This window comes from Pseudomonas chlororaphis subsp. aurantiaca (assembly GCF_013466605.1).
GTDB lineage: Bacteria > Pseudomonadota > Gammaproteobacteria > Pseudomonadales > Pseudomonadaceae > Aquipseudomonas > Aquipseudomonas chlororaphis_I.
The window spans coordinates 553,702-575,336 of record NZ_CP059162.1; the positions used below are offsets into that span (position 1 = coordinate 553,702).

Annotated in this window: 11 protein-coding genes; 5 read left to right on the plus strand and 6 right to left on the minus strand. The window is 63.1% G+C overall.

Going from position 1 to position 21,635, the window contains the following annotated elements; all coding sequences use genetic code 11:
• The first annotated feature begins 226 nt into the window (after positions 1 to 226).
• Both H0I86_RS02470 and H0I86_RS02475 read left to right on the plus strand, forming a co-directional pair.
• Complete coding sequence (locus tag H0I86_RS02470; protein WP_007926810.1) at positions 227 to 457, plus strand: hypothetical protein; 231 nt, start codon at positions 227 to 229, stop codon at positions 455 to 457.
• A complete protein-coding gene (locus H0I86_RS02475) occupies positions 454 to 756 on the plus strand; it encodes a cell division protein ZapA (protein WP_009041856.1) in 303 nt (100 codons plus the stop codon). The genes H0I86_RS02470 and H0I86_RS02475 overlap by 4 nt, the downstream gene beginning before the upstream one ends.
• Before the next feature lie 101 nt (positions 757 to 857).
• On the opposite strand, the gene H0I86_RS02480 is transcribed toward H0I86_RS02475, so the two are convergent.
• Positions 858 to 2,660 (minus strand): acyl-CoA dehydrogenase, encoded by a 1,803-nt coding sequence (locus H0I86_RS02480; protein ID WP_180923871.1) that lies wholly within the window; start codon positions 2,658 to 2,660, stop codon positions 858 to 860.
• Between the two features lie 305 nt (positions 2,661 to 2,965).
• On the minus strand, positions 2,966 to 6,919 hold the full coding sequence (gene putA / locus H0I86_RS02485; protein WP_180923873.1) for a trifunctional transcriptional regulator/proline dehydrogenase/L-glutamate gamma-semialdehyde dehydrogenase: 3,954 nt from the start codon (positions 6,917 to 6,919) through the stop codon (positions 2,966 to 2,968).
• Between the two features lie 461 nt (positions 6,920 to 7,380).
• On the opposite strand from putA, the gene putP reads away from it, so the two are divergent.
• The gene (gene putP, locus H0I86_RS02490; protein WP_180923875.1) at positions 7,381 to 8,865 is read left to right on the plus strand and encodes a sodium/proline symporter PutP; all 1,485 of its coding nucleotides are present in this window, start codon (positions 7,381 to 7,383) and stop codon (positions 8,863 to 8,865) included.
• 161 nt (positions 8,866 to 9,026) lie between these two features.
• A complete protein-coding gene (locus H0I86_RS02495; RefSeq protein WP_016704476.1) occupies positions 9,027 to 9,863 on the plus strand; it encodes a 23S rRNA (adenine(2030)-N(6))-methyltransferase RlmJ in 837 nt (278 codons plus the stop codon).
• A 112-nt stretch (positions 9,864 to 9,975) separates the two neighbouring features.
• On the opposite strand, the gene msrA is transcribed toward H0I86_RS02495, so the two are convergent.
• The 4 genes from msrA to aceE form a co-directional block, all read right to left on the minus strand.
• Positions 9,976 to 10,623: a peptide-methionine (S)-S-oxide reductase MsrA gene (gene msrA / locus H0I86_RS02500; RefSeq protein ID WP_180923877.1), complete on the minus strand. Its 648-nt coding sequence runs from the start codon at positions 10,621 to 10,623 to the stop codon at positions 9,976 to 9,978.
• A 73-nt stretch (positions 10,624 to 10,696) separates the two neighbouring features.
• Complete coding sequence (locus H0I86_RS02505; protein ID WP_180923879.1) at positions 10,697 to 13,390, minus strand: sensor domain-containing phosphodiesterase; 2,694 nt, start codon at positions 13,388 to 13,390, stop codon at positions 10,697 to 10,699.
• A 309-nt stretch (positions 13,391 to 13,699) separates the two neighbouring features.
• Entirely contained in the window at positions 13,700 to 15,649 is a 1,950-nt protein-coding gene (aceF, locus tag H0I86_RS02510; RefSeq protein ID WP_180923881.1) for a dihydrolipoyllysine-residue acetyltransferase, read from the minus strand.
• Positions 15,650 to 15,660: 11 nt separating this feature from the next.
• The gene (gene aceE, locus H0I86_RS02515; RefSeq protein ID WP_180923883.1) at positions 15,661 to 18,306 is read right to left on the minus strand and encodes a pyruvate dehydrogenase (acetyl-transferring), homodimeric type; all 2,646 of its coding nucleotides are present in this window, start codon (positions 18,304 to 18,306) and stop codon (positions 15,661 to 15,663) included.
• Between the two features lie 381 nt (positions 18,307 to 18,687).
• On the opposite strand from aceE, the gene glnE reads away from it, so the two are divergent.
• Positions 18,688 to 21,627: a bifunctional [glutamate--ammonia ligase]-adenylyl-L-tyrosine phosphorylase/[glutamate--ammonia-ligase] adenylyltransferase gene (gene glnE, locus H0I86_RS02520; RefSeq protein WP_180923885.1), complete on the plus strand. Its 2,940-nt coding sequence runs from the start codon at positions 18,688 to 18,690 to the stop codon at positions 21,625 to 21,627.
• Positions 21,628 to 21,635 lie beyond the last annotated feature (8 nt).

A 21,635-nucleotide genomic window follows, 5' to 3' on the forward strand; every position in this document is an offset into this window, starting at 1 on the left:
AGACCTATCGCGCGGAAAAATGGATTCTTGAAGCTGGAGCGAGAGTTTCAGAAAGATCTGATGGGCGACGAAGTGTCAGGAACCAGATGGGTGAATGACAGTCTTTAACGTTCGCAGGCAAGGTCACCCGCCAGGCAGGTCAAGGCGTTGCGCCGGGATAACCCTGGCATCCAGGGTGACTTTTCTTTATCGTACGCGCCCTTTGAAAAATGCTCGGAAAATCAAAATGTTGGAAGCATCCCTAAGCCAATTGGAACAGCTTGTCAGTGACCTGGTGCAACAGAACCAGGAGCTGTCGGGCACGAACGAAACCCTCAAGGCAGAACTGGCCCAGGCCAAGGATGAGAACGAAAGCCTGCAACTGAGCCTGATGGAACAGGAAGAGAAGCAAGGCGCCACCGCGGCCCGTATCCAGGCCCTGGTCGAACGCGTCAGCGCCGGTCCTGTCAGCGCATGAGGCAGGGTGCCGACGGGGTAAAAGTCGTCTCGATTCTCGGCGAGGACTACTCGATCAAGGCGCCGGCCGGGGAAGAGCAGACCCTGCTGGATGCCGCGTTGATGTTGAAGGCCACCCTGGCCGAGACCAAGAAAAAATACCCGACGCTGATCGGTGACCGCTTGCTGGTGCTGGCGGCGATGAACCTGTGTTCCCAGCAGTTGGAAATGCAAAAGCGCCATCAGCAGGAACTTGACCGTTACCAAGAGCAAGTCAGCGCCACGGTCGAAGTGATCTCCAAGACCATCAGCCAGAACTGATGGGTTTACCCGCAACCTGCAACGCCGTTGCGGGGGTGTCGGACTGATTGTTTTCGCGAGCAGCCGAGCGGCGCTCGATTGCTCGCGATGCTTTTAGCGCTTCAGAACCACTCGTCCTGCATGCCCAGGCAGGTATCGTCCCGCGCTTCCAGCAAGGCCAGTTCGTGATGACAGGCCGGCACTTCCCAGGTCAGGAAGTAGCGCGCCGCCTGCAGCTTGCCCTTGTAGAACCCCACATCCGCCGCGTTGCCCTTGGCCAGGCCTTCCTGCGCGCGAATTGCCTGCTCCAGCCAGCGCCAACCAATCACCGCATGACCGAAGGCTTTCAGGTACAGCGCCGAGTTGGCCAGGCTGCTGTTGACCTTGCCCTGGGCCAGGTCGGTGAGCAGGCCGATGGTCACGGCCTGCAGGCGCGCCACCAGTTTTTCCAGCGGCTGGCGCAGCACTGTCAGGGCCTCGTGGGCCTGGGCTCGCTCGCTGGTGTCGGCGATCAGGCGGATCAGTTGCTTGAGGCCCGCGCCGCCGTTCTGCGCCAGCTTGCGCCCCAGGAGGTCCAGGGACTGGATGCCGTGGGTGCCTTCATGGATCGGGTTCAGGCGGTTGTCGCGGTAGTACTGTTCCACCGGATATTCACGGGTGTAGCCGTGGCCACCGAGGATCTGGATCGCCAGTTCGTTGGCTTTCAGGCAGAACTCCGAGGGCCAGGATTTGACGATGGGCGTCAGCAGGTCCAGCAGTTCGTGGGCCTGCTTGCGCTGGTCTTCATCGGGCAGGGTGGTGGTGTCGTCGAACAGCCGCGCAGCGTACAGACCGAGGTCGAAAGCGCCTTCGACATAGGCCTTCTGGGTCAGCAGCATGCGCTTGACGTCGGCGTGCTGGACGATCGACACCGGCGCGGTGTTCGGGTCCTTGCTGTCCGGCAGGCGACCTTGCGGGCGTTCGCGGGCATATTCCAGAGAGTACAGGTAGCCGGCGTAGCCAAGCATCACCGCGCCCATGCCGACGCCGATCCGCGCCTCGTTCATCATCTGGAACATGTAGCTCAGGCCGTGGTGCGGCCTGCCCACCAGATAGCCCACACACTCTCCGTTATCGCCGAAGTTCAGCGCCGTGGAGGTGGTGCCGCGCCAGCCCATCTTGTGGAACAGCCCGGCCAGCAGCACGTCGTTGCGCGGGCCCAGGCTGCCGTCGTCGTTGACCAGGAACTTGGGCACGATGAACAGCGAAATGCCTTTCACTCCGGCCGGCGCGTCCGGCAGCTTGGCCAGCACCATATGCACGATGTTCTCCGACAGCGGGTGATCGCCGCCGGAGATGAAGATCTTGTTGCCCTTGAGCCGGTAGGTGCCGTCCGCCGCCGGTTCGGCGCGGGTGCGGATGTCCGACAGCGACGAGCCGGCGTGGGGTTCGGTCAGGGCCATGGTGCCGAAGAAGCGCCCGTCGATCATCGGTTGCAGGAAGCGCCGTTTCTGCTCGTCGGTGCCGAAGCTTTCGATCAGGTTGGCCGCGCCCATGGTCAGGAAGGGGTAGGAAGTGGAGGCCGCGTTGGCCGCCTGGAAGTGGGCGAAGCAGGCCTGGGACAACAGCGTCGGCAACTGCATGCCGCCGGCCTCGAAGCTGCGCGCGGCGTTGAGGAAGCCGGCTTCGAGAAAGGCATCGACCGCGGGTTTCACTTCCGGAATCAGGATCGCCTTGCCGTCTTCGTAACGCGGCTCGTTTTCATCGCCCTTGCGGTTGTGCGGGGCGAAGAACTTCTCGGCGATGCTGCGCGCGGTGCCAAGGGCGGCGTCGAAGGTTTCCCGGTTGTGCTCGGCGAACCGTTCGCGCTGGGTCAGGCCCTCGGCATCGAGGACTTCATACAGCTCGAAAGCCAGATTGCGGGAACTGAGCAGCGTCTCGGACATGGCGGCCTACCTGTGATTGGATTCAGCCGAGTCTAGGCAGGTGAATAAACGCTGAATAGCAAGATTGATTGCGGTGATGGAGGGGCCAAACGAGGGGGCAGGGTGTGTCAGTTGTCCGTGAGGGCGATAGAGACTCTGTAGCCGCTGCCGCAGCCTGCGATAAGGTCCGCAAGACCTTCAAATGCCATCAAAAACACGTCCTCTTCGAGGCCGATCGCAGCCTGCGGCAGCGGCTACGGGGAGCGTTGAGACAAAAAAAAGGGCGCCGGTCAGGGCGCCCTTTTTCATGCAGCTGACTGACGGCTTCAGCCGATGGTCATCAGGCTGGCGTTGCCGCCGGCCGCCGCGGTGTTGACGCTCAAGGCGCGCTCGATCACCAGGCGTTCCAGGGCAATCGCGGTTTCGCCTTGCGACAGGCCATGAACCCCGACGATGGCGCCGGCACGCTTGGCCACTTGCTGGCAGACCGCGCGCAACTGGTCGGAGTGGCCGTGATGCAGGACCGCATCGAACACCACTTCGTCCTTGGTCCAGTCGGCCACGCGCTGGATGCGCGCTTGCACTTCCTTCGGCAGGCGGGCGTAGAGCGCCTTGCCCGGCTCGCCTTCCGGCCAGACCGCCGAACCGCCTACGGCCAGGACGGCAGCCAGTTGGCTCAGCAAGTCGCCTTCGACTTCCGCCAGGCACAGCACGTGTTCACGCGGCAGGATCGCATAGCTATTGCGTTCGCCGGTCGGGCCGGCCAGGACGCGGGTGACACCGCTCTGCGATTGCGCCGCGAACTGCACGCACAGGGCGCTGAGCTCGGCCAGCTTGTTGCTGGCAGCCCAGGCTTGCAGGGCGCTCAGCGGCTTGCTCATGGCATCGCGCAGGCGCACGTCCGGGGCGTTCAGGGCGTCGCCACGGGCGAACGACTGCTCGATGGCGTCGGTCGGACGGGTCGACAGCAGGCGGTACAGGTACAGCGGGCCACCGGCTTTCGGACCGGTGCCCGACAGGCCTTCGCCGCCGAATGGCTGCACGCCGACCACGGCACCGACGATGTTGCGGTTGACGTAGATGTTACCGGCGTTGACGTTGTCGATCACCTTGGCGATGGTCTCGTCGATGCGGGTGTGCACGCCCAGGGTCAGGCCATAGCCGGAGGCGTTGATCTGCGCGATCAGCTGGTCGATGTCCTTGCGCTTGTAGCGCACCACGTGCAGCACCGGACCGAAGATCTCCCGTTGCAGCTCGTCGAAGCTTTCCAGCTCGATCAAAGTCGGCATCACGAAGGTGCCGCGCTTGATTTCTTCGCCATCGGCGATCGCCACCTGATACACGCTGCGGCCTTTGTCGCGCATGGCCTGGATGTGTTTCTCGATGCCGGCCTTGGCTTCGGCGTCGATCACCGGGCCGATGTCCACGGACAGGCGCTCGGGGTTGCCCAGGCGACTTTCTGCCATGGCGCCCTTGAGCATTTCGATCACGCGGTCGGCGGAGTCTTCCTGCAGGCACAGTACGCGCAGGGCCGAGCAACGCTGGCCGGCGCTGTCGAAGGCCGAGGAGACGACGTCGATCACCACTTGTTCGGTCAGGGCCGAGGAGTCGACGATCATCGCGTTCTGGCCACCGGTTTCGGCGATCAGCGGGATTGGCCGGCCCTGGGCATCCAGGCGGCCGGCGACATTGCGTTGCAGCAGGCGCGCGACTTCGGTGGAACCGGTGAACATCACGCCTTTGACCCGATCGTCGCCCACCAGGCGGGCACCGACGGTTTCGCCGCGGCCCGGCAGCAGTTGCAGCACACCTTCCGGAATGCCGGCTTCGAGCATCAGGCGCACGGCCTGCGCGGCGACTAGAGGTGTCTGTTCGGCTGGCTTGGCCAGGACCGGGTTGCCGGCGGCGAGGGCGGCGGCGACCTGGCCGCTGAAGATCGCCAGCGGGAAGTTCCACGGGCTGATGCAGACCACCGGACCCAGCGGGCGGTGCGCGTCGTTGCTGAAGTCGTTGCGTGCCTGCACCGCGTAGTAGCGCAGGAAGTCCACGGCTTCGCGCACTTCGGCGATGGCGTTGGCAAAGGTCTTGCCGGCTTCGCGGGCCAGCAGGCCCATCAGCGGCTGGATCTCGCCTTCCATCAGGTCGGCGGCGCGTTCGAGGATCGCCGCGCGCTCGGCCGGCGGCGTGGCCTGCCAGATTGGCGCGGCGTTCAGCGCGCACTGGATGGCGTTGTCGACGTCTTCGACCGTGGCTTCCTGGACATGGCCGACCACGTCGCGGTGATCGGACGGGTTCAAGACCTGCGCCGGGGGTTCGCTGCTGGAGGCGCAACCGAGCATCGGCGCGGCTTTCCAGTTGTTGTGGGCGGTGGCCAGCAGGGCACAGGACAACGACGCCAGGCGGTGTTCGTTGGCCATGTCGATGCCGGCGGAGTTGGCGCGCTCGCTGCCGTACAGGTCACGCGGCAATGGAATGCGTGGATGCGGCAGGCCGAAGCCGCCTTCCAGGGTCGCCATCTGCTCGATCTGGCTGACCGGGTCGGCCACCAGTTCCTGGATGGAGATGGATTGGTCGGCGATGCGGTTGACGAACGAGGTGTTGGCGCCGTTTTCCAGCAGGCGGCGCACCAGGTAGGCCAGCAGGGTTTCGTGGGTACCGACCGGTGCGTACACGCGGCACGGACGGTTCAGCTTGCCATCGGCGACCTTGCCTACCACCTGTTCGTACAGCGGTTCGCCCATGCCGTGCAGGCACTGGAACTCGTACTGGCCCGGGTAATAGTTCTGACCGGCAATGTGGTAGATGGCCGACAGCGTGTGGGCGTTGTGGGTGGCGAACTGCGGGTAGATGACTTCCGGTACCGACAGCAGCTTGCGGGCGCAGGCAATATAGGAAACGTCGGTGTACACCTTGCGGGTGTAGACCGGATAGCCTTCCAGGCCTTCGACTTGGGCGCGCTTGATCTCGCTGTCCCAGTAGGCGCCTTTCACCAGGCGGATCATCAGGCGGTGACGGCTGCGGCGCGCCAGGTCGATCACGTAGTCGATCACGTACGGGCAGCGCTTCTGGTAGGCCTGGATCACGAAGCCGATACCGTTCCAGCCGGTCAGCTGTGGCTCGAAGCACAGGCGCTCGAGCAGATCCAGCGACAGCTCCAGGCGGTCGGCCTCTTCGGCGTCGATGTTCAGGCCGATGTCGTATTGCTTGGCCAGCAGGGTCAGCGACAGCAGGCGCGGGTACAGCTCGTCCATCACACGCTCGTACTGGGCGCGGCTGTAGCGCGGGTGCAGGGCCGAGAGCTTGATCGAGATGCCCGGGCCTTCATAGATGCCGCGACCGTGGGAAGCCTTGCCGATCGAGTGGATGGCCTGCTCGTAGGACGCCAGGTATTTCTGCGCGTCGTGCTCGGTCAGTGCCGCTTCGCCGAGCATGTCGTAGGAATAACGGAAGCCCTTGGCTTCGAACTTGCTGGCGTTGGCCAGGGCTTCGGCGATGGTTTCGCCGGTGACGAACTGCTCGCCCATCAGGCGCATGGCCATGTCGACGCCCTTGCGGATCATCGGCTCGCCGCTCTTGCCGATGATGCGGCTCAGGGACGAGGTCAGGCCGGCTTCGTTATGGGTGGCGACCAGTTTGCCGGTCAGCAGCAGGCCCCAGGTGGCGGCGTTGACGAACAGCGACGGGCTGTTGCCCAGGTGCGGCTGCCAGTTGCCGGTGCTGATCTTGTCGCGGATCAGCGCGTCACGGGTGCCTTTGTCCGGGATGCGCAGCAGGGCTTCGGCCAGGCACATCAGGGCCACGCCTTCCTGGGACGACAGGGAGAACTCTTGCAGCAGGCCCTGGACGATGCCGGCACGGCCGCCGGCGCTCTTCTGGTTGCGCAGTTTCTCGGCGATGGTCGCGGCCAGCTTGTTGGTGGCTTCGGCCATGGTGGCCGGCAGGCGCGCCTGCTCCAGCAGCATCGGTACCACTTCCGGTTCCGGGCGGCGGTAGGCGGCGGTGATCGAGGCGCGCAGCACCGATTGCGGCAAGATGCTTTCGGCGAATTCGAGGAAGCACTGGTGGGCGTGATCGGTCTGCACTTCGCCCGCGTCATCGCCGTCGGTGCGGGTCGAACCGCTCAGCTCGGTCAGGGTTGCACCACCCTCGAGTTTTTCCAGGTAATTGAAAATTGCCTGCTTGATCAGCCAGTGCGGCGTGCGATCTATCGAGGTCGCGGCGGCCTTCAGGCGTTCGCGGGTCGGGTCGTCGAGTTTGACCCCAAGGGTGGTGGTAGCCATATTTTTATCCTCATGTTTACCACGGTTGCGTGGCATCAGCTGGCGGCAAGATTAGCCGCGCGCCGAAAGAGGTGCAACCGGGTGCAACCTGTTTTTTATCGGAATGATCGGCAGCTCATCAGGAATTGATTTCCGGTTCCGGGGCGGCGCTTCTGCTTGGTGCTTTTAATTCTTTCGCGCCGCGTTTTTGCTCCAAAAAGGAGCAAAAACGCGGCGTTCGCCGGAAAAATCACTTGGGTGCAACTTATTCTCGCGAAACAGGTTGCACCTTCTTTGAGTTGTTGAATAGCATTCGCGCCCAAGGTGCAACCGGACCTCGCGGCCGGTTCATCGGCTGATGGCTTTCCTGGGGAAACATCAGTCATAAATGCGCGGAGTACCCAGCCGTCTCTCCAACGTAATCGTTTGAGGGCGGTGGTGCTGACCGCCGCTACATAAAAACAAAGCCAGGGCGTAACTCAATGAGTGCAAGCAATCCAACCTTGATCACGTTCGTGATCTACATCGCAGCTATGGTGCTGATCGGCTTCATGGCCTATCGCTCTACCAACAACCTTTCTGACTACATCCTCGGTGGCCGCAGCCTGGGTAGCGTGGTGACCGCGCTGTCCGCCGGCGCTTCCGACATGAGCGGCTGGTTGTTGATGGGCCTGCCGGGCGCCATCTATATGTCTGGCCTGTCCGAGAGCTGGATCGCCATCGGCCTGATCGTCGGTGCCTACCTGAACTGGCTGTTCGTCGCCGGTCGTCTGCGAGTACAAACCGAACACAACGGCGATGCATTGACGCTGCCGGACTACTTCTCCAGCCGCTTCGAGGACAAGAGCGGGCTGCTGCGGATCATCTCCGCGATCGTGATCCTGGTGTTCTTCACCATTTACTGCGCTTCCGGCATCGTCGCCGGTGCCCGTCTGTTCGAAAGCACCTTCGGCATGCCCTACGAGACCGCGCTGTGGGCCGGTGCCGCGGCGACCATCGCCTACACCTTCGTCGGTGGTTTCCTGGCAGTGAGCTGGACCGACACCGTACAAGCCACCCTGATGATCTTCGCCCTGCTGCTGACGCCGATCATCGTGCTGCTGGCCACTGGTGGCGTCGATACCACCTTCCTGGCGATCGAAGCTCAGGATCCAAGCAACTTCGACATGCTGAAAAACACCACCTTCATCGGGATCATCTCGCTGATGGGCTGGGGCCTGGGCTACTTCGGCCAGCCGCACATCCTGGCGCGCTTCATGGCCGCGGACTCGGTCAAGTCGATCGCCAACGCCCGCCGCATCTCCATGACCTGGATGATCCTGTGCCTGGGCGGCACCGTGGCCGTGGGCTTCTTCGGTATCGCCTACTTCTCGGCGCACCCGGAAGTGGCTGGTCCCGTGACCGAGAACCACGAGCGGGTGTTCATCGAACTGGCCAAGATCCTCTTCAATCCATGGATCGCCGGTGTGCTGCTGTCGGCCATCCTGGCGGCGGTGATGAGTACCCTGAGCTGCCAGCTGCTGGTGTGCTCCAGCGCCCTGACCGAAGACTTCTACAAAGCCTTCCTGCGTAAACATGCTTCCCAGCTGGAGCTGGTGTGGGTCGGTCGTGCCATGGTGCTGCTGGTTGCCCTGGTTGCCATCGCCATGGCCGCCAACCCGGAAAACCGCGTACTGGGCCTGGTCAGCTACGCCTGGGCCGGTTTCGGCGCGGCCTTCGGTCCTGTGGTGCTGATCTCGGTACTGTGGAAAGGCATGACCCGCGACGGCGCGCTGGCCGGCATCATCGTCGGCGCCGTGACCGTGATCCTGTGGAAGCACTTCAACCTGCTGGGCCTGTACGAAATCATCCCGGGCTTCATCTTCGCCAGCCTGGCCATCCTGCTGGTGAGCAAGATGAGCGCGCCGAGCGACGGCATGGTCCAGCGTTTCGAGGCTGCCGAGAAAGACTACAAGCTCAACCACTGATCGGGAGCCGCTGAGGCGGCGCCCTTGCAGTGACTCGAAAAGCCCGCATTCCCTGGGATGCGGGCTTTTTCATGCGTGCGTTTTGCGCCAGGGAGCTTCCCGACACGACCTGACGCCGGCCGTGGCACAGGGTAAACTTCGCCCCCTGCGCAGGAGCAACCATGAACTATCGTCACGCCTTCCACGCCGGCAATCACGCCGACGTCTTCAAACACCTGACCCTGACCCGCCTCATCGCCCTGATGTCGCGCAAGGAGCAGCCGTTCGCCTACCTCGACAGCCATGCCGGCATCGGCCTGTACGACCTCCAGGGCGATCAGGCCAACCGCACCGGCGAGTACCTGGAAGGCATCGCGCGCCTGTGGGGCGAGCAGGACCTGCCAGCGCTGACCGCCGACTACATGGCGGTGCTGCACAAGATGAATCCCGATGGCGAGCTGCGTTATTACCCGGGTTCGCCCGAGCTGGCGCGGCGCCTGACCCGCCCCCAGGACCGCGTGTTGCTCAACGAGAAGCACCCGGAAGACGGGCTGCTGCTCAAGGAAAACATGAAGGGCGATCGCCGGGTGGCGGTGCACCTGGGCGAGGGCTGGCATGTGGCGCGGGCATTGTTGCCGGTGGCCGAGAAGCGCGCGGTGATGCTGATCGACCCGCCGTTCGAGCAGCTCGACGAGATGCAGCGTTGCGCCGCGTCGCTGAAAGAAGCCATCGGCCGGATGCGCCAGACCGTGGCGGCCATCTGGTACCCGGTCAAGGATCAGCGGGCGCTACGCCGCTTCTACCAGGACCTGGCCGGTACCGGCGCGCCGAAGCTTTTGCGTGTGGAGTTGCTGGTGCACCCGCTGGATACCCCCAACAGCCTGAACGGCTCGGGCCTGGCGATTGCCAACCCGCCGTGGGGGCTGGAAGAGGAGTTGCGCGAGCTGCTGCCGTGGCTGGCGCAGAAACTGGGCCAGACCCAGGGCGGCTGGCAGATGGATTGGCTGATCGCCGAATAATGTGAGGTCGTAGCCGCTGCCGAGGCACGAGGCTGCGATGGACAGCGAAGCGGCCCCTGAGGGCGCTCCTGTGGACCGCATCGCAGCCTCGTGCCTCGTCAGCGGCTACAGGTCAGATCGGGCAGGTCACGCCTGTGCCGCCGATCCCGCAGTAGCCTTCCGGATTCTTCGCCAGGTACTGCTGGTGGTAGGCCTCGGCGTAGTAGAAGGTCGGGGCTTCTTCGATTTCCGTGGTGATGGCGCCCAGCCCGGCCTTGGTCAGCTCGGCCTGGAACACTTTTTTGCTGGCCTTGGCCTGTTCCAGCTGGGTCGGGTTGGTGGCATAGATCACCGAGCGGTACTGGGTGCCGATGTCGTTGCCCTGGCGCATGCCCTGGGTCGGGTTGTGCAGTTCCCAGAACATTGCCAGCAGTTCCTGGTAGCTGACTTTCTCTGGCTCGTAGACCACCAGCACCACTTCGCTGTGGCCGGTCAGGCCCGAGCAGACTTCTTCGTAGGTCGGGTTCGGGGTAAAGCCGCCGGCGTAGCCCACCGACGTGCTGAACACGCCTTCGCGCTGCCAGAACTTGCGTTCCGCACCCCAGAAGCAGCCCAGGCCGAAGATGGCGAATTCCACGTTGCCCGGGAATGGGCCCAGCAGCGGGTTGCCGTTGACGAAGTGTTCGGCTGGCACGGTCATCGGGGTTTCGCGGCCAGGCAGAGCTTGTTCTTTGGTAGGTAGCACGTTTTTGTTCACCAGAATTTCCGAGCGCAGAACCATGATCAGTCCTCTCAGTCAGGGTGGGATTGAGTAATTAGCCAGACTTGCAGTTTGCCCGAGTGTTACGACGCTGTCAGGCGATTGGGCCGCGCGGATAACGTTTGAGCTTGTCGATCAGCTCCGAGCCGGGGATCGGCCGGTCGAACAGGTAGCCCTGGCCGACATCGCAGCGGTGGCGACGCAGGAAGGACAGCTGCTCCGCGGTTTCGATGCCCTCGGCCACCACCTGGATTTTCAGGTTGTGGGCCATGGCGATCACCGCCGAAGTGATTTCCATATCGTCCTGGTTGGCGGGGATTTCATGGATGAAGCTGCGATCGATCTTGATGATGTCGATCGGGAATTTTTTCAAGTAGCTCAGCGACGAATAGCCGGTGCCGAAATCGTCCATGGCCAGGGTCAGGCCGAGCTTTTTCAGCTGGTCGAGTTGCTGGTGGGTGTCTTCGGTGGCCTCCAGCAGCAGGCCCTCCGTCAGTTCAAGCTCCAGCAGCGAGGCGGGCAGCTGTTCTTCCTTGAGGATGCTGGCGATGGAAGCCACCAGGTCCGGGTCGGAAAACTGCTTGGGCGACAGGTTGATCGCCACCTGCAGATTGCCCAGGCCGGCGGCGGTGAGCTGTTTGCTCATGCGACAGGCCTGGCGCGCGATCCATTTGCCGATCGGGATGATCAGGCCGGTCTCTTCGGCGACGCTGATGAACTGGTCCGGGCGGATCATGCCCTTTTCCGGATGGTTCCAGCGCAGCAGCGCTTCCAGGCCCAGCAGGCGTCCGCTGCGCAGGCACAGCTTGGGCTGGTAGAACACGTCCAGCTCGTTCTGGGTCAGGGCGCGGCGCAGGTTGTTTTCCACGAACAGCTTGTAGCTGGCTTCGGCGTTCAGCGCCTCGGTAAACACCTGCACCTGATGCTTGCCGTTGGCCTTGGCCTTGTGCAGCGCCAGGCCGGCGTTGCGCATCAGGGTCTGCGGGTCGCGGCCGTGCAGCGGTGCGCAGGCCAGGCCCACGGAGCCGGTGACGCTGATGAGTTGGTTGTCGACGAACATCGGCTTGTCGAGGGTCATCAGCAGCTGGCTGGCGATCTGTTGGCCGGCTTCCGGGTCGGTGTCGTCCAGCAGTACGGCGAACTCGTTACTGGCGAAGCGCGCCAGGCTACCGCTGGGGCTCAGGCTGTTGCGCAGGCGCCGGGCCAGGCTGATCAGCAGTTTGTCGCCGGTCTGGTGGCCGAGGCTGTCATTGATCCGCTTGAAGTTATCGATGTCCACCAGCAGCAGGCTGATGGGGCTGTCGCTGTCGCGGGCGAAGCGTTCGTCGAGGTTGCGGATGAAGGCCGGGCGGTTGCCCAGGTTGGTCAGGTTGTCGGTGTAGGCCAGGCGTTCGATGCGTTGCTGGGCGAGCTTGGTCTGAGTGATGTCTTCGTAGATGCCGATGTAGTGGGTCAGTTCGCGGTTGTCGCCATAGACCTTGGAGATCGACAGCTGGCCCCAGTACGGCTCCAGGTTCTTGCGCCGGCTCTTGAATTCGCCCTGCCAACTGTTGCTCTTGGCCAGGCTGGAGGGCGCGTCGAACAGCAGTTCGCTGAGGTTCTCCAGCGCTGGCAGTTCCGCCAGTCGATGGCCGTGGACTTCCTCGGTGCTGTACTGGGTGATCGCGGTGAAGCTCGGGTTGACGTACTCCACCACGCCGTCGCAGTTGACCAGCAGAAAGGCATTGGCGCTTTGCTCGACCGCACGCTGGAACAGGTGCAGGGCGCTGGTGGCGGTGCGGCGGTTATGGTTGTTGATGACCTGGGCGAACTGGTCGGCCAGCTCGCCGGCAAAGGCGATTTCATCGGACTGCCAGGCGCGGGTGTTGCCCACTTGTTCCAGGCACAGCACGCCGACCACCTGGCCGTCGATGCGGATGCTGGCGTCGAGCATGGCGTTGATATTGCGCGGGCGCAGGCTTTCGGCCATTTCCCGGGTGCGCGGATCGCGCATGGCATTGTGCGCATCGATAGCCCGGCTGGTGTGCAGGGCTTCGAGGTAGTCGGGGAAATCGCTGGCGTCGATCGCCTCCGGCAGGATGTATTCCTGCAGGTCGCGGTGATAGGCGCAGATCGGCACCAGCAACTGGCCTTCCAGGTTCCAGATGCTGGCATAGTCGATTTCGTAGATGTCGCAGGCACTGCGGGTAATCAGCTCGGCGGCTTCCAGCAGGGGGTTGTTGGTGCTGTAGCGCTGGCGGGCCAGGAGCAGGATCAGGTCTTGCTGGGCGCGCACCCGTTCGAGGTGCTGGAGTTGTTCCAGCTGGGCACGCTGGTTGAGTTCCAGGGCGATTTGCAGGCGGCTGTTCTGGGTTTCCAGGTCGGGCGCGGAGAGCGGCTGGTCGTTGTCGAACAGGCCGTCGACCACCAGGAAATAACCACGCAGAAGGTGTCGATTGTGCTGTTTGTAGGCTTCGCCGAGTTCCAGCAGGCTCAGTGAGCCCTTGGCGGTGTGCAGGGTGTAGCGAATCAGGTAATGCGGGCTGTGGGTCAGTTGCTGCTGGATCGCGTCGTGCAACTGATAGCGGGCTTCCGGTTCCATCAGGCTGGCATAGGGCGAGCCGACCAGGGCACAGAGCTCGACAGCGGGCAGGCCGAATTGGCGTTCACAGTTCGGGTCGAGAAACAGCAGGGCCCAGCTCGCTTCATTCAGCCGTTCGAAACGCAGCATGCCGAGCCGCGAGGGCACGGGCAACTGCGTCACTACCTCGGCCACCATACGGCTGGCGGCATCGGGTTGGCTTTTCATGGGGAAACTCGCTTGGTAAATGCTGATCGCGCCGGGCTCACGCCCTCTTTACTGTTGCCTGCGGCAAGGTTGCATCATGCGGCACTGACTGACAAGTGAGATGAAGGCTAAGTGCTATAAGAATCTATCGGCAGAGCGGAAGATTTCTGAAAGCTAATATTTTCTGGTGTTTTACCGGGCTTTGGCCGCTGGTTGCAGCGATTTTTCGGCAAAAAAAGCCCCGCCAAATCGGCGGGGTTGAGGTACGAGCGTGGCGCTCGAAAAGGGTGCGACGGCCGGCTTCCCCATGACAGGGAAGCCGGCCGGGTCTTACAGCAGGATGGTGCGGATATCCGCCAGCAGATCGCTCAGACGCTTGGTGAAGCGTGCGGCAGCGGCGCCATTGATCACACGGTGATCGTAGGACAGCGACAGCGGCAGCATCAGCTTCGGCTGGAAGGCTTTGCCGTCCCAGACGGGCTGGATGGTTGCCTTGGAAACGCCGAGGATCGCCACTTCCGGTGCGTTGACGATCGGCGTGAAGCCGGTGCCGCCAATGTGACCGAGGCTGGAGATGGTGAAGCAGGCGCCCTGCATGTCGTCCGCCGAGAGCTTCTTGGTCCGGGCTTTCTCAGCCAGGGAAGCAGCTTCGGCAGCCAGTTGCAGCAGGCTCTTCTGGTCGACGTTCTTGATTACCGGTACCAGCAGGCCATCCGGGGTGTCGACCGCGAAGCCGATGTTCACGTACTTCTTGCGGATGATCGCTTTGCCGCTAGGCGCCAGCGAGCTGTTGAAGTCCGGCAGTTCCTTGAGCAGGTGTGCGCAGGATTTCAGCAGCAGCGGCAGGATGGTCAGCTTGACGCCGGCCTTCTCTGCAACGGCTTTCTGAGCGATCCGGAAGGCTTCCAGCTCGGTGATGTCGGCCGAGTCGAACTGGGTGACGTGAGGCACGTTCAGCCAGCTGCGATGCAGGTTCGATGCGCCAGCCTGCATCAGGCGGGTCATCGGCACTTCTTCGATCTCGCCGAAGCGGCTGAAGTCCACCACCGGAATCGGCGGGATGCCCGCGCCACCGGTTGCGCCGGCAGCTGCCGGAGCTTCCTTGGCCTTCTGCATCATGGCCTTGACGTAAACCTGCACATCTTCCTTCAGGATGCGACCGTGCGGGCCGCTCGGGCTCACCGCGCTCAGCTCGACGCCGAACTCGCGCGCCAGCTGGCGCACGGCAGGGCCGGCATGAACTTTCGCGCCCGGTTGGGCCGGGGCGGCAGCTGGCGCTGCAGCAGGTGCCGCTGCTGCAGCCGCAGGGGCGGCTTCAGGTTTGGCGGCAGCCGGGGCTGCGGCAGGCGCAGGGGCGGCCGCTGGGGCAGCGCCCTTGACCTTCAGCTTGAGGATCAGGTCGCCGGTGCCGACTTCGTCGTCCAGCTTGATCGCAACGCTTTCCACGATGCCGGCGGCTGGCGATGGGATTTCCATGCTGGCCTTGTCGGACTCGAGGGTGATCAGCGACTGGTCGGCTTCAACGCTGTCGCCAGCCTTGACCAGGACTTCGATGATCTTGGCCTTGCCGGCCGAGCCGATGTCCGGAACGTGGATGTCCTGGACGCTGTCGGCCACCGGTGCGGCAGGTGCGGCAGCAGCCTGTGCCGGAGCAGCAGCGGCCGGAGCGGCGGCCTGGGCAGGCGCAGCGGCGGCAGGGGCAGCGCCCGTCACTTTCAGGGCCAGGATCAGGTCGCCGGTGCCGACTTCATCGTTGAGCTTGACGCTGATGCTCTCGACCACGCCCGCGGCTGGCGATGGGATTTCCATGCTGGCCTTGTCGGATTCGAGGGTGATCAGCGACTGGTCGGCCTCGACGGTGTCGCCGACCTTGACCTGGATCTCGATGATCTGGGCCTTGCCCGACGAACCGATATCCGGTACGTGGACCTGCTGGGTCGAAGCGGCGGCAGGTGCAGCGGCAGGTGCGGCAGGAGCCGGCGCTGCAGCTGGTTTTTCCTCGGCCTTGGCAGCCGGAGCGGCGGCCGCTGGCGCCGCGGCAGCGGCACCCTCGACTTCCAGTTCCAGCAGCTCGTCGCCTTCTTTCAGGCGATCGCCCAGCTTCACTTTCAGGCTCTTGATGACGCCGGCTTTGGGCGCCGGAACTTCCATGCTCGCCTTGTCCGATTCCAGCGTCAGGATGCTCTGGTCGGCTTCGATACGGTCGCCGACCTTCACAAACAGTTCGATTACTTCACCTTCACCGCTGCCGATGTCAGGTACGCGAATGAGTTCGCTCACAAAAAATCTCCTCAGCAGTCCAGTGGGTTGCGTTTTTCCGGGTTGATGCCGAACTTGGTGATGGCCTCGGCCACGACCTTAGGTTCGATGTCACCACGGTCAGCCAAGGCTTCCAGGGCTGCCAACACCACGAAATGACGGTCGACTTCGAAGAAGTGACGCAGCTTCTTGCGGCTGTCACTGCGTCCGAAACCGTCGGTGCCCAGGACTTTGAATTCCTTGGACGGGACCCACTGACGAATCTGTTCGGCGAACAGCTTCATGTAGTCGGTAGAGGCGATGACCGGACCTTTACGGCCGCTCAGGCACTCTTCGACATAGCTCAGCTCAGGCTTCTGGCCCGGGTGCAGACGGTTGCTGCGCTCGACTGCCAGGCCGTCGCGACGCAGTTCGTTGAAGCTGGTAACGCTCCATACGTCCGCGCCCACGTTGAATTCTTCGCGCAGGATCTTCGCCGCTTCACGGACTTCGCGCAGGATGGTGCCGGAGCCCATCAGCTGTACGTGGTGCGCCGCTTCGCGGGTGTCTTCCTCGAGCAGGTACATGCCCTTGATGATGCCTTCCTCGACACCGGCCGGCATGGCTGGCTGCTGGTAGGACTCGTTCATCACGGTGATGTAGTAGAAGACGTCCTGCTGCTCTTCGGTCATCTGGCGCATGCCTTCACGGATGATCACCGCGAGTTCATAGCCATAGGTCGGGTCGAAGGTACGGCAGTTCGGGATGGTGCCCGCCAGCATGTGGCTGTGACCGTCTTCGTGCTGCAGGCCTTCACCGTTGAGGGTGGTACGGCCGGCGGTACCGCCGATCAGGAAGCCGCGGGTACGGCTGTCGCCAGCGGCCCAGGCCAGGTCGCCGATACGCTGGAAGCCGAACATCGAATAGAAGATGTAGAACGGCAGCATCGGCTGGTTGTGGCTGGAGTACGAGGTACCGGCAGCGATGAAGGAACTCATGGCGCCCGCTTCGTTGATGCCTTCCTCGAGGATCTGGCCCTTCTTGTCTTCGCGGTAGAACATCACCTGGTCTTTATCGACGGGCTCGTAGAGCTGGCCGACGGACGAGTAGATGCCCAACTGACGGAACATGCCTTCCATACCGAAGGTACGGGCTTCGTCCGGGATGATCGGGACGATGCGCTGGCCGATTTCCTTGTCCTTGACCAGTTGCGCGAGGATCCGCACGAAGGCCATGGTGGTGGAGATTTCGCGGTCGCCCGAACCGTCGAGGATAGCCTTGAGGGTTTCCAATGGCGGGGTCGGAATGTTGAAGCTCTTGGCGCGACGCTGTGGCACGAAACCACCCAGTGCGGCACGACGCTCGCTCAGGTAGCGGGCTTCGGCACTGCCTTCTTCCGGTCGGAAGAACGGCAGGTTTTCGATTTCTTCGTCCTTGACCGGAATGTCGAAGCGGTCGCGGAACAACTTCAGGCTGTCGACATCGACTTTCTTGGTGTTGTGCGCGGTGTTCTTCGCTTCGCCGGCGCCGGTGCCATAACCCTTGATGGTCTTGGCCAGGATGACGGTCGGTTGATCTTTGTGGTTGACCGCTTCGTGGTAGGCCGCATAGACCTTGTACGGGTCGTGGCCGCCACGGTTGAGTTTCCAGATTTCGTCGTCGGACAGGTCTTCGACCATCGCCTTGAGTTCAGGCGTGTTGAAGAAGTGCTCACGTACGAAGGCGCCGTCTTTGGCCTTGTAGTTCTGGTACTCGCCGTCGATGACTTCGTCCATGCGGCGTTGCAGGATACCGTGGGTGTCCTTGGCCAGCAGCGGGTCCCAGAAACGGCCCCAGATGACCTTGTTCACATTCCACTGGGCGCCACGGAACACGCCTTCGAGTTCTTGGATGATCTTGCCGTTGCCGCGAACCGGGCCGTCGAGGCGCTGCAGGTTGCAGTTGATGACGAAGATCAGGTTGTCCAGCTTCTCGCGGCCGGCCAGGGAGATCGCGCCCAGGGATTCCGGCTCGTCGCACTCGCCGTCGCCCATGAAGCACCAGACTTTCTGCTTGCCTGGCTGGATGAAGCCGCGGGCTTCCAGGTACTTCATGAAGCGCGCCTGGTAGATCGCCTGGATCGGACCCAGACCCATGGATACGGTCGGGAACTGCCAGAAGTCAGGCATCAGCCATGGGTGCGGGTAGGAGGACAGGCCGTTGCCGTCCACTTCCTGGCGGAAGTTGTTCATCTGGTCTTCGCTGATGCGGCCTTCCATGAAAGCGCGAGCGTAGACGCCAGGGGAGGCGTGGCCCTGGAAGTAGATCAGGTCGCCGCCATGTTCTTCGGTTGGCGCCTGGAAGAAGTAGTTGAAGCCGATGTCATACAGAGTCGCACTGGAGGCGAAGCTGGAGATGTGACCGCCCAGGTCAGAATCTTTCAGGTTCGTACGCATGACCATGGCCAACGCGTTCCAACGTACCAGCGAGCGAATGCGGCGTTCCATGAACAGGTCGCCAGGCATGCGTGCTTCGTGGGTGACGGGAATCGTGTTGCGGTACGGCGTGGTGATGGCGTAGGGCAGTTGCGAGCCGCTGCGGGTCGCGAGTTCGCCCATACGGGTCATCAGGTAGTGAGCACGGTCTTCGCCTTCTTTGTCGAGAACCGATTCCAGGGCGTCCAGCCATTCCTGGGTTTCGACGGGATCGAGGTCTTGCATGGCTTGCTCCAGGGCGGAAAGGCTTCCAGAATCGGTTGCCTGAGTTTGCGACTGGCCTTGTGGGCAGACGATAAAATTCTTGGATTGCCGGAGGTTGATACGGCGGCGTGTAGTTTTACTACAAATCGTCGGCCATTTCAGCCTTTCGAATGTATAGACGAGTAGTAAAACTACAGAAGATTGGCTTGTGGCCTCCTGCTGCGTTGTGAGAATAATCGTTACTGTGGGTCGATTTCCAACACCAATGGGTAAGAGTTTGATGCTGGCTGCCAAAATAATAAAAATTTCAGCTATTTCTAACTTTTGTTCGACAGTCCTTCAAGGGCCGCGCCCGCAGAATTTGCCCCGACCGCCCCTTTCTACGCCGATCAAGGATAGCCCATGAGCCTGCCCGCGCTTGCCGAACTCCCAGCGATTCTCCTGCCTTTTGTCAGCCGTGCGGAGCAGTCGTTCCGTAGCGCCGTGGCGACCCTGGACGACGATCATGGGCTCGCCGCCTGGACCCCCGAACGCTGGGCCGAGTTCGCCCGGGTGAGCGCCGCCAGCGACTTCTTCATTGAACAGAGCCTTCGTGACCCTTTGATGTTGCTGGAGCTGGTGCGTGGCGGCGAACTCGACCGCGGTTTCGGCCCGGGCGAGCTGTGCGCGCAGATCGCCGTGGCGGTGCAGCAGGCCACCAGCGAAGACGAACTGGGGCGGGTACTGCGGCGTCAGCGCAATCGTCATCAGGTGCGGATCATCTGGCGCGACCTGACGCGCCAGGCGGACCTGGTGCAGACCTGCCGCGACCTGTCGGACATGGCCGACGCCTGCATCGACCAGGCCTATCAATGGTTGTACCTGCGCCACTGCGAGCAGTTCGGTGTTCCCACCGGCCGACGCAGCGGCGAGCCGCAGCAGATGGTCATCCTTGGCATGGGCAAGCTGGGCGCCGTCGAGCTGAACCTGTCGTCCGACATCGACCTGATCTTCGCCTACCCCGAAGGCGGGGAAACCGTGGGCGTGAAGCGCGCGCTGGATAACCAGGAATTTTTCATCCGCCTGGGGCAGCGCCTGATCAAGGCGCTGGACCCGATGACCGTCGACGGCTTCGTGTTCCGCGTCGATATGCGCCTGCGACCCTACGGTTCGGCGGGCGCCTTGGTGCTGAGCTTCAATGCGCTGGAGCAGTACTACCAGGATCAGGGTCGCGACTGGGAACGCTACGCGATGATCAAGGCGCGGGTGGTGGCGGGCGACCAGGTCGCCGGCGCGCAGTTGCTCGACTTGCTGCGGCCTTTTGTCTACCGGCGTTACCTGGATTTCTCGGCGATCGAAGCGCTGCGCACCATGAAGCAGTTGATCCAGCAGGAAGTGCGGCGCAAGGGCATGGCCGACAATATCAAGCTGGGCTCCGGCGGGATCCGCGAAGTCGAGTTCATCGCCCAGGCTTTCCAGCTGATTCACGGCGGGCGCGACCTGAGCCTGCAGCAGCGTCCTCTATTAAAGGTGCTGACCACTCTGGAGGGGCAGGGTTACCTGCCGCCCGCGGTGATCGCCGAACTGCGTGAAGGTTACGAATTCCTGCGTTACACCGAACACGCGATCCAGGCGATCGCTGACTGGCAGACGCAGATGCTGCCGGACAATCCACGGGACCAGGCGCGCATTGCCTACATGCTGGGTTTTGCCGACTGGGCGGCGTTCCATGAGCGCCTGATGTATTGGCGCGGTCGGGTGGAGTGGCATTTCCGCCAGGTGATCGCCGACCCGGATGAGGACGAAGGCAACGAGTGCGAAGTGGTGGTCGGTGGCGAATGGCTGCCGCTGTGGGAAGAAGCCCAGGACGAAGAAGCCGCCTGCCGGCAGCTGCAGGAAGGCGGTTTCAATGACGCACCCAAGGCGCTCAGGGCGCTGGCCGGCCTGCGTGGCAGCCCGCAATTGCGAGCCATGCAGCGTTTGGGGCGCGAGCGTCTCGATGCTTTTATTCCGCGCCTTTTGGCCCAGGCGGTGGAGCACGCCGATCCGGACCTGGTGCTGGAGCGCGTGTTGCCGCTGGTCGAGGCGGTGGCGCGGCGTTCCGCTTACCTGGTGCTACTTACCGAGAATCCCGGGGCCTTGCGTCGCCTGCTGACCCTGTGTGCCGCCAGCCCGTGGATCGCCGAGCAGATCACCCGCTTCCCGCTGCTGCTCGACGAGCTGCTCAACGAAGGCCGGCTGTTCAAGCCGCCATTGGCGCCGGAGCTGGCCGCCGAGTTGCGCGAGCGTCTGACACGTATCCCCGAGGACGATCTGGAACAGCAGATGGAGGCGCTGCGTCACTTCAAGCTGGCCCATCGCCTGCGGGTTGCGGCTTCGGAAATCGCCGGCAGCCTGCCCTTGATGAAAGTCAGCGATTACCTGACCTGGCTGGCCGAGGCGATCCTCGAGCAGGTGCTGGCCCTGGCCTGGCGCCAGACCGTGGCCAAATACGGCGCTCCGCAGCGCGCCGATGGCACCTTGTGCGATCCCGGCTTCATTATTGTCGGTTATGGGAAAGTCGGTGGCCTGGAACTCGGGCATGGTTCCGACCTGGACCTGGTGTTTATCCATGACGGCGATCCGCAGGCGGAAACCGATGGCCCGAAACCGATCGACGGCGCGCAGTTCTTCACCCGCCTGGGCCAGCGGATCATTCACCTGCTGACCACCCAGACCAACTCTGGCCAGCTGTACGAAGTGGACATGCGCCTGCGGCCGTCCGGGGCGTCGGGCTTGCTGGTGAGTTCGCTGGGGGCCTTCGCCCGTTATCAGGAGAACGAAGCCTGGACCTGGGAGCATCAGGCACTGGTGCGCGCCCGGGTGCTGGTGGGGAGCCAGGATGTCGGCCAGGCCTTCGAGAAAGTGCGGGCGGCGGTGCTGGGGCGTGCCCGTGACTTGCCCAAGTTGCAGCAGGAGGTCAGCGAGATGCGGGCCAAGATGCGCGACAATCTGGGGACCAAGGCGACGGCCGCCGGAACCGCGGCAAATGCCTTCGAGGCCGCGGCGCCGTTCGACCTCAAGCAGGACGCCGGAGGTATCGTCGACATCGAATTTATGGTGCAATACGCGGCCCTGGCGTGGTCGCAAGAGCACCCGTCATTGCTGCGTTACACCGACAATATCCGCATTCTGGAAGGTCTGGAGGAAGTCGGGCTGATGCCCGCGACCGATGCCAGTCTACTGCGCGAGGTCTACAAGGCCTACCGTTCCGCGGCTCACCGCCAGGCCTTGCAGAACGAGGCCGGGGTCATCGCCGGCGACCAGTTCGCCAGCGAGCGACGGGAGGTATTGCGGATTTGGCGCGAGCTGGGGCTAAGCTAGGCAGCGTG

Excerpts from the sequence above, each read along its gene's own strand:
- H0I86_RS02470 (WP_007926810.1), top strand. The coding sequence starts at position 227 with ATGTTGGAAGCATCCCTAAGCCAATTGGAACAGCTTGTCAGTGACCTG.
- H0I86_RS02475 (WP_009041856.1), top strand. The coding sequence starts at position 454 with ATGAGGCAGGGTGCCGACGGGGTAAAAGTCGTCTCGATTCTCGGCGAG.
- H0I86_RS02480 (WP_180923871.1), bottom strand. The coding sequence starts at position 2,660 with ATGTCCGAGACGCTGCTCAGTTCCCGCAATCTGGCTTTCGAGCTGTAT.
- putA (WP_180923873.1), bottom strand. The coding sequence starts at position 6,919 with ATGGCTACCACCACCCTTGGGGTCAAACTCGACGACCCGACCCGCGAA.
- putP (WP_180923875.1), top strand. The coding sequence starts at position 7,381 with ATGAGTGCAAGCAATCCAACCTTGATCACGTTCGTGATCTACATCGCA.
- H0I86_RS02495 (WP_016704476.1), top strand. The coding sequence starts at position 9,027 with ATGAACTATCGTCACGCCTTCCACGCCGGCAATCACGCCGACGTCTTC.
- msrA (WP_180923877.1), bottom strand. The coding sequence starts at position 10,623 with ATGGTTCTGCGCTCGGAAATTCTGGTGAACAAAAACGTGCTACCTACC.
- H0I86_RS02505 (WP_180923879.1), bottom strand. The coding sequence starts at position 13,390 with ATGAAAAGCCAACCCGATGCCGCCAGCCGTATGGTGGCCGAGGTAGTG.
- aceE (WP_180923883.1), bottom strand. The coding sequence starts at position 18,306 with ATGCAAGACCTCGATCCCGTCGAAACCCAGGAATGGCTGGACGCCCTG.
- glnE (WP_180923885.1), top strand. The coding sequence starts at position 18,688 with ATGAGCCTGCCCGCGCTTGCCGAACTCCCAGCGATTCTCCTGCCTTTT.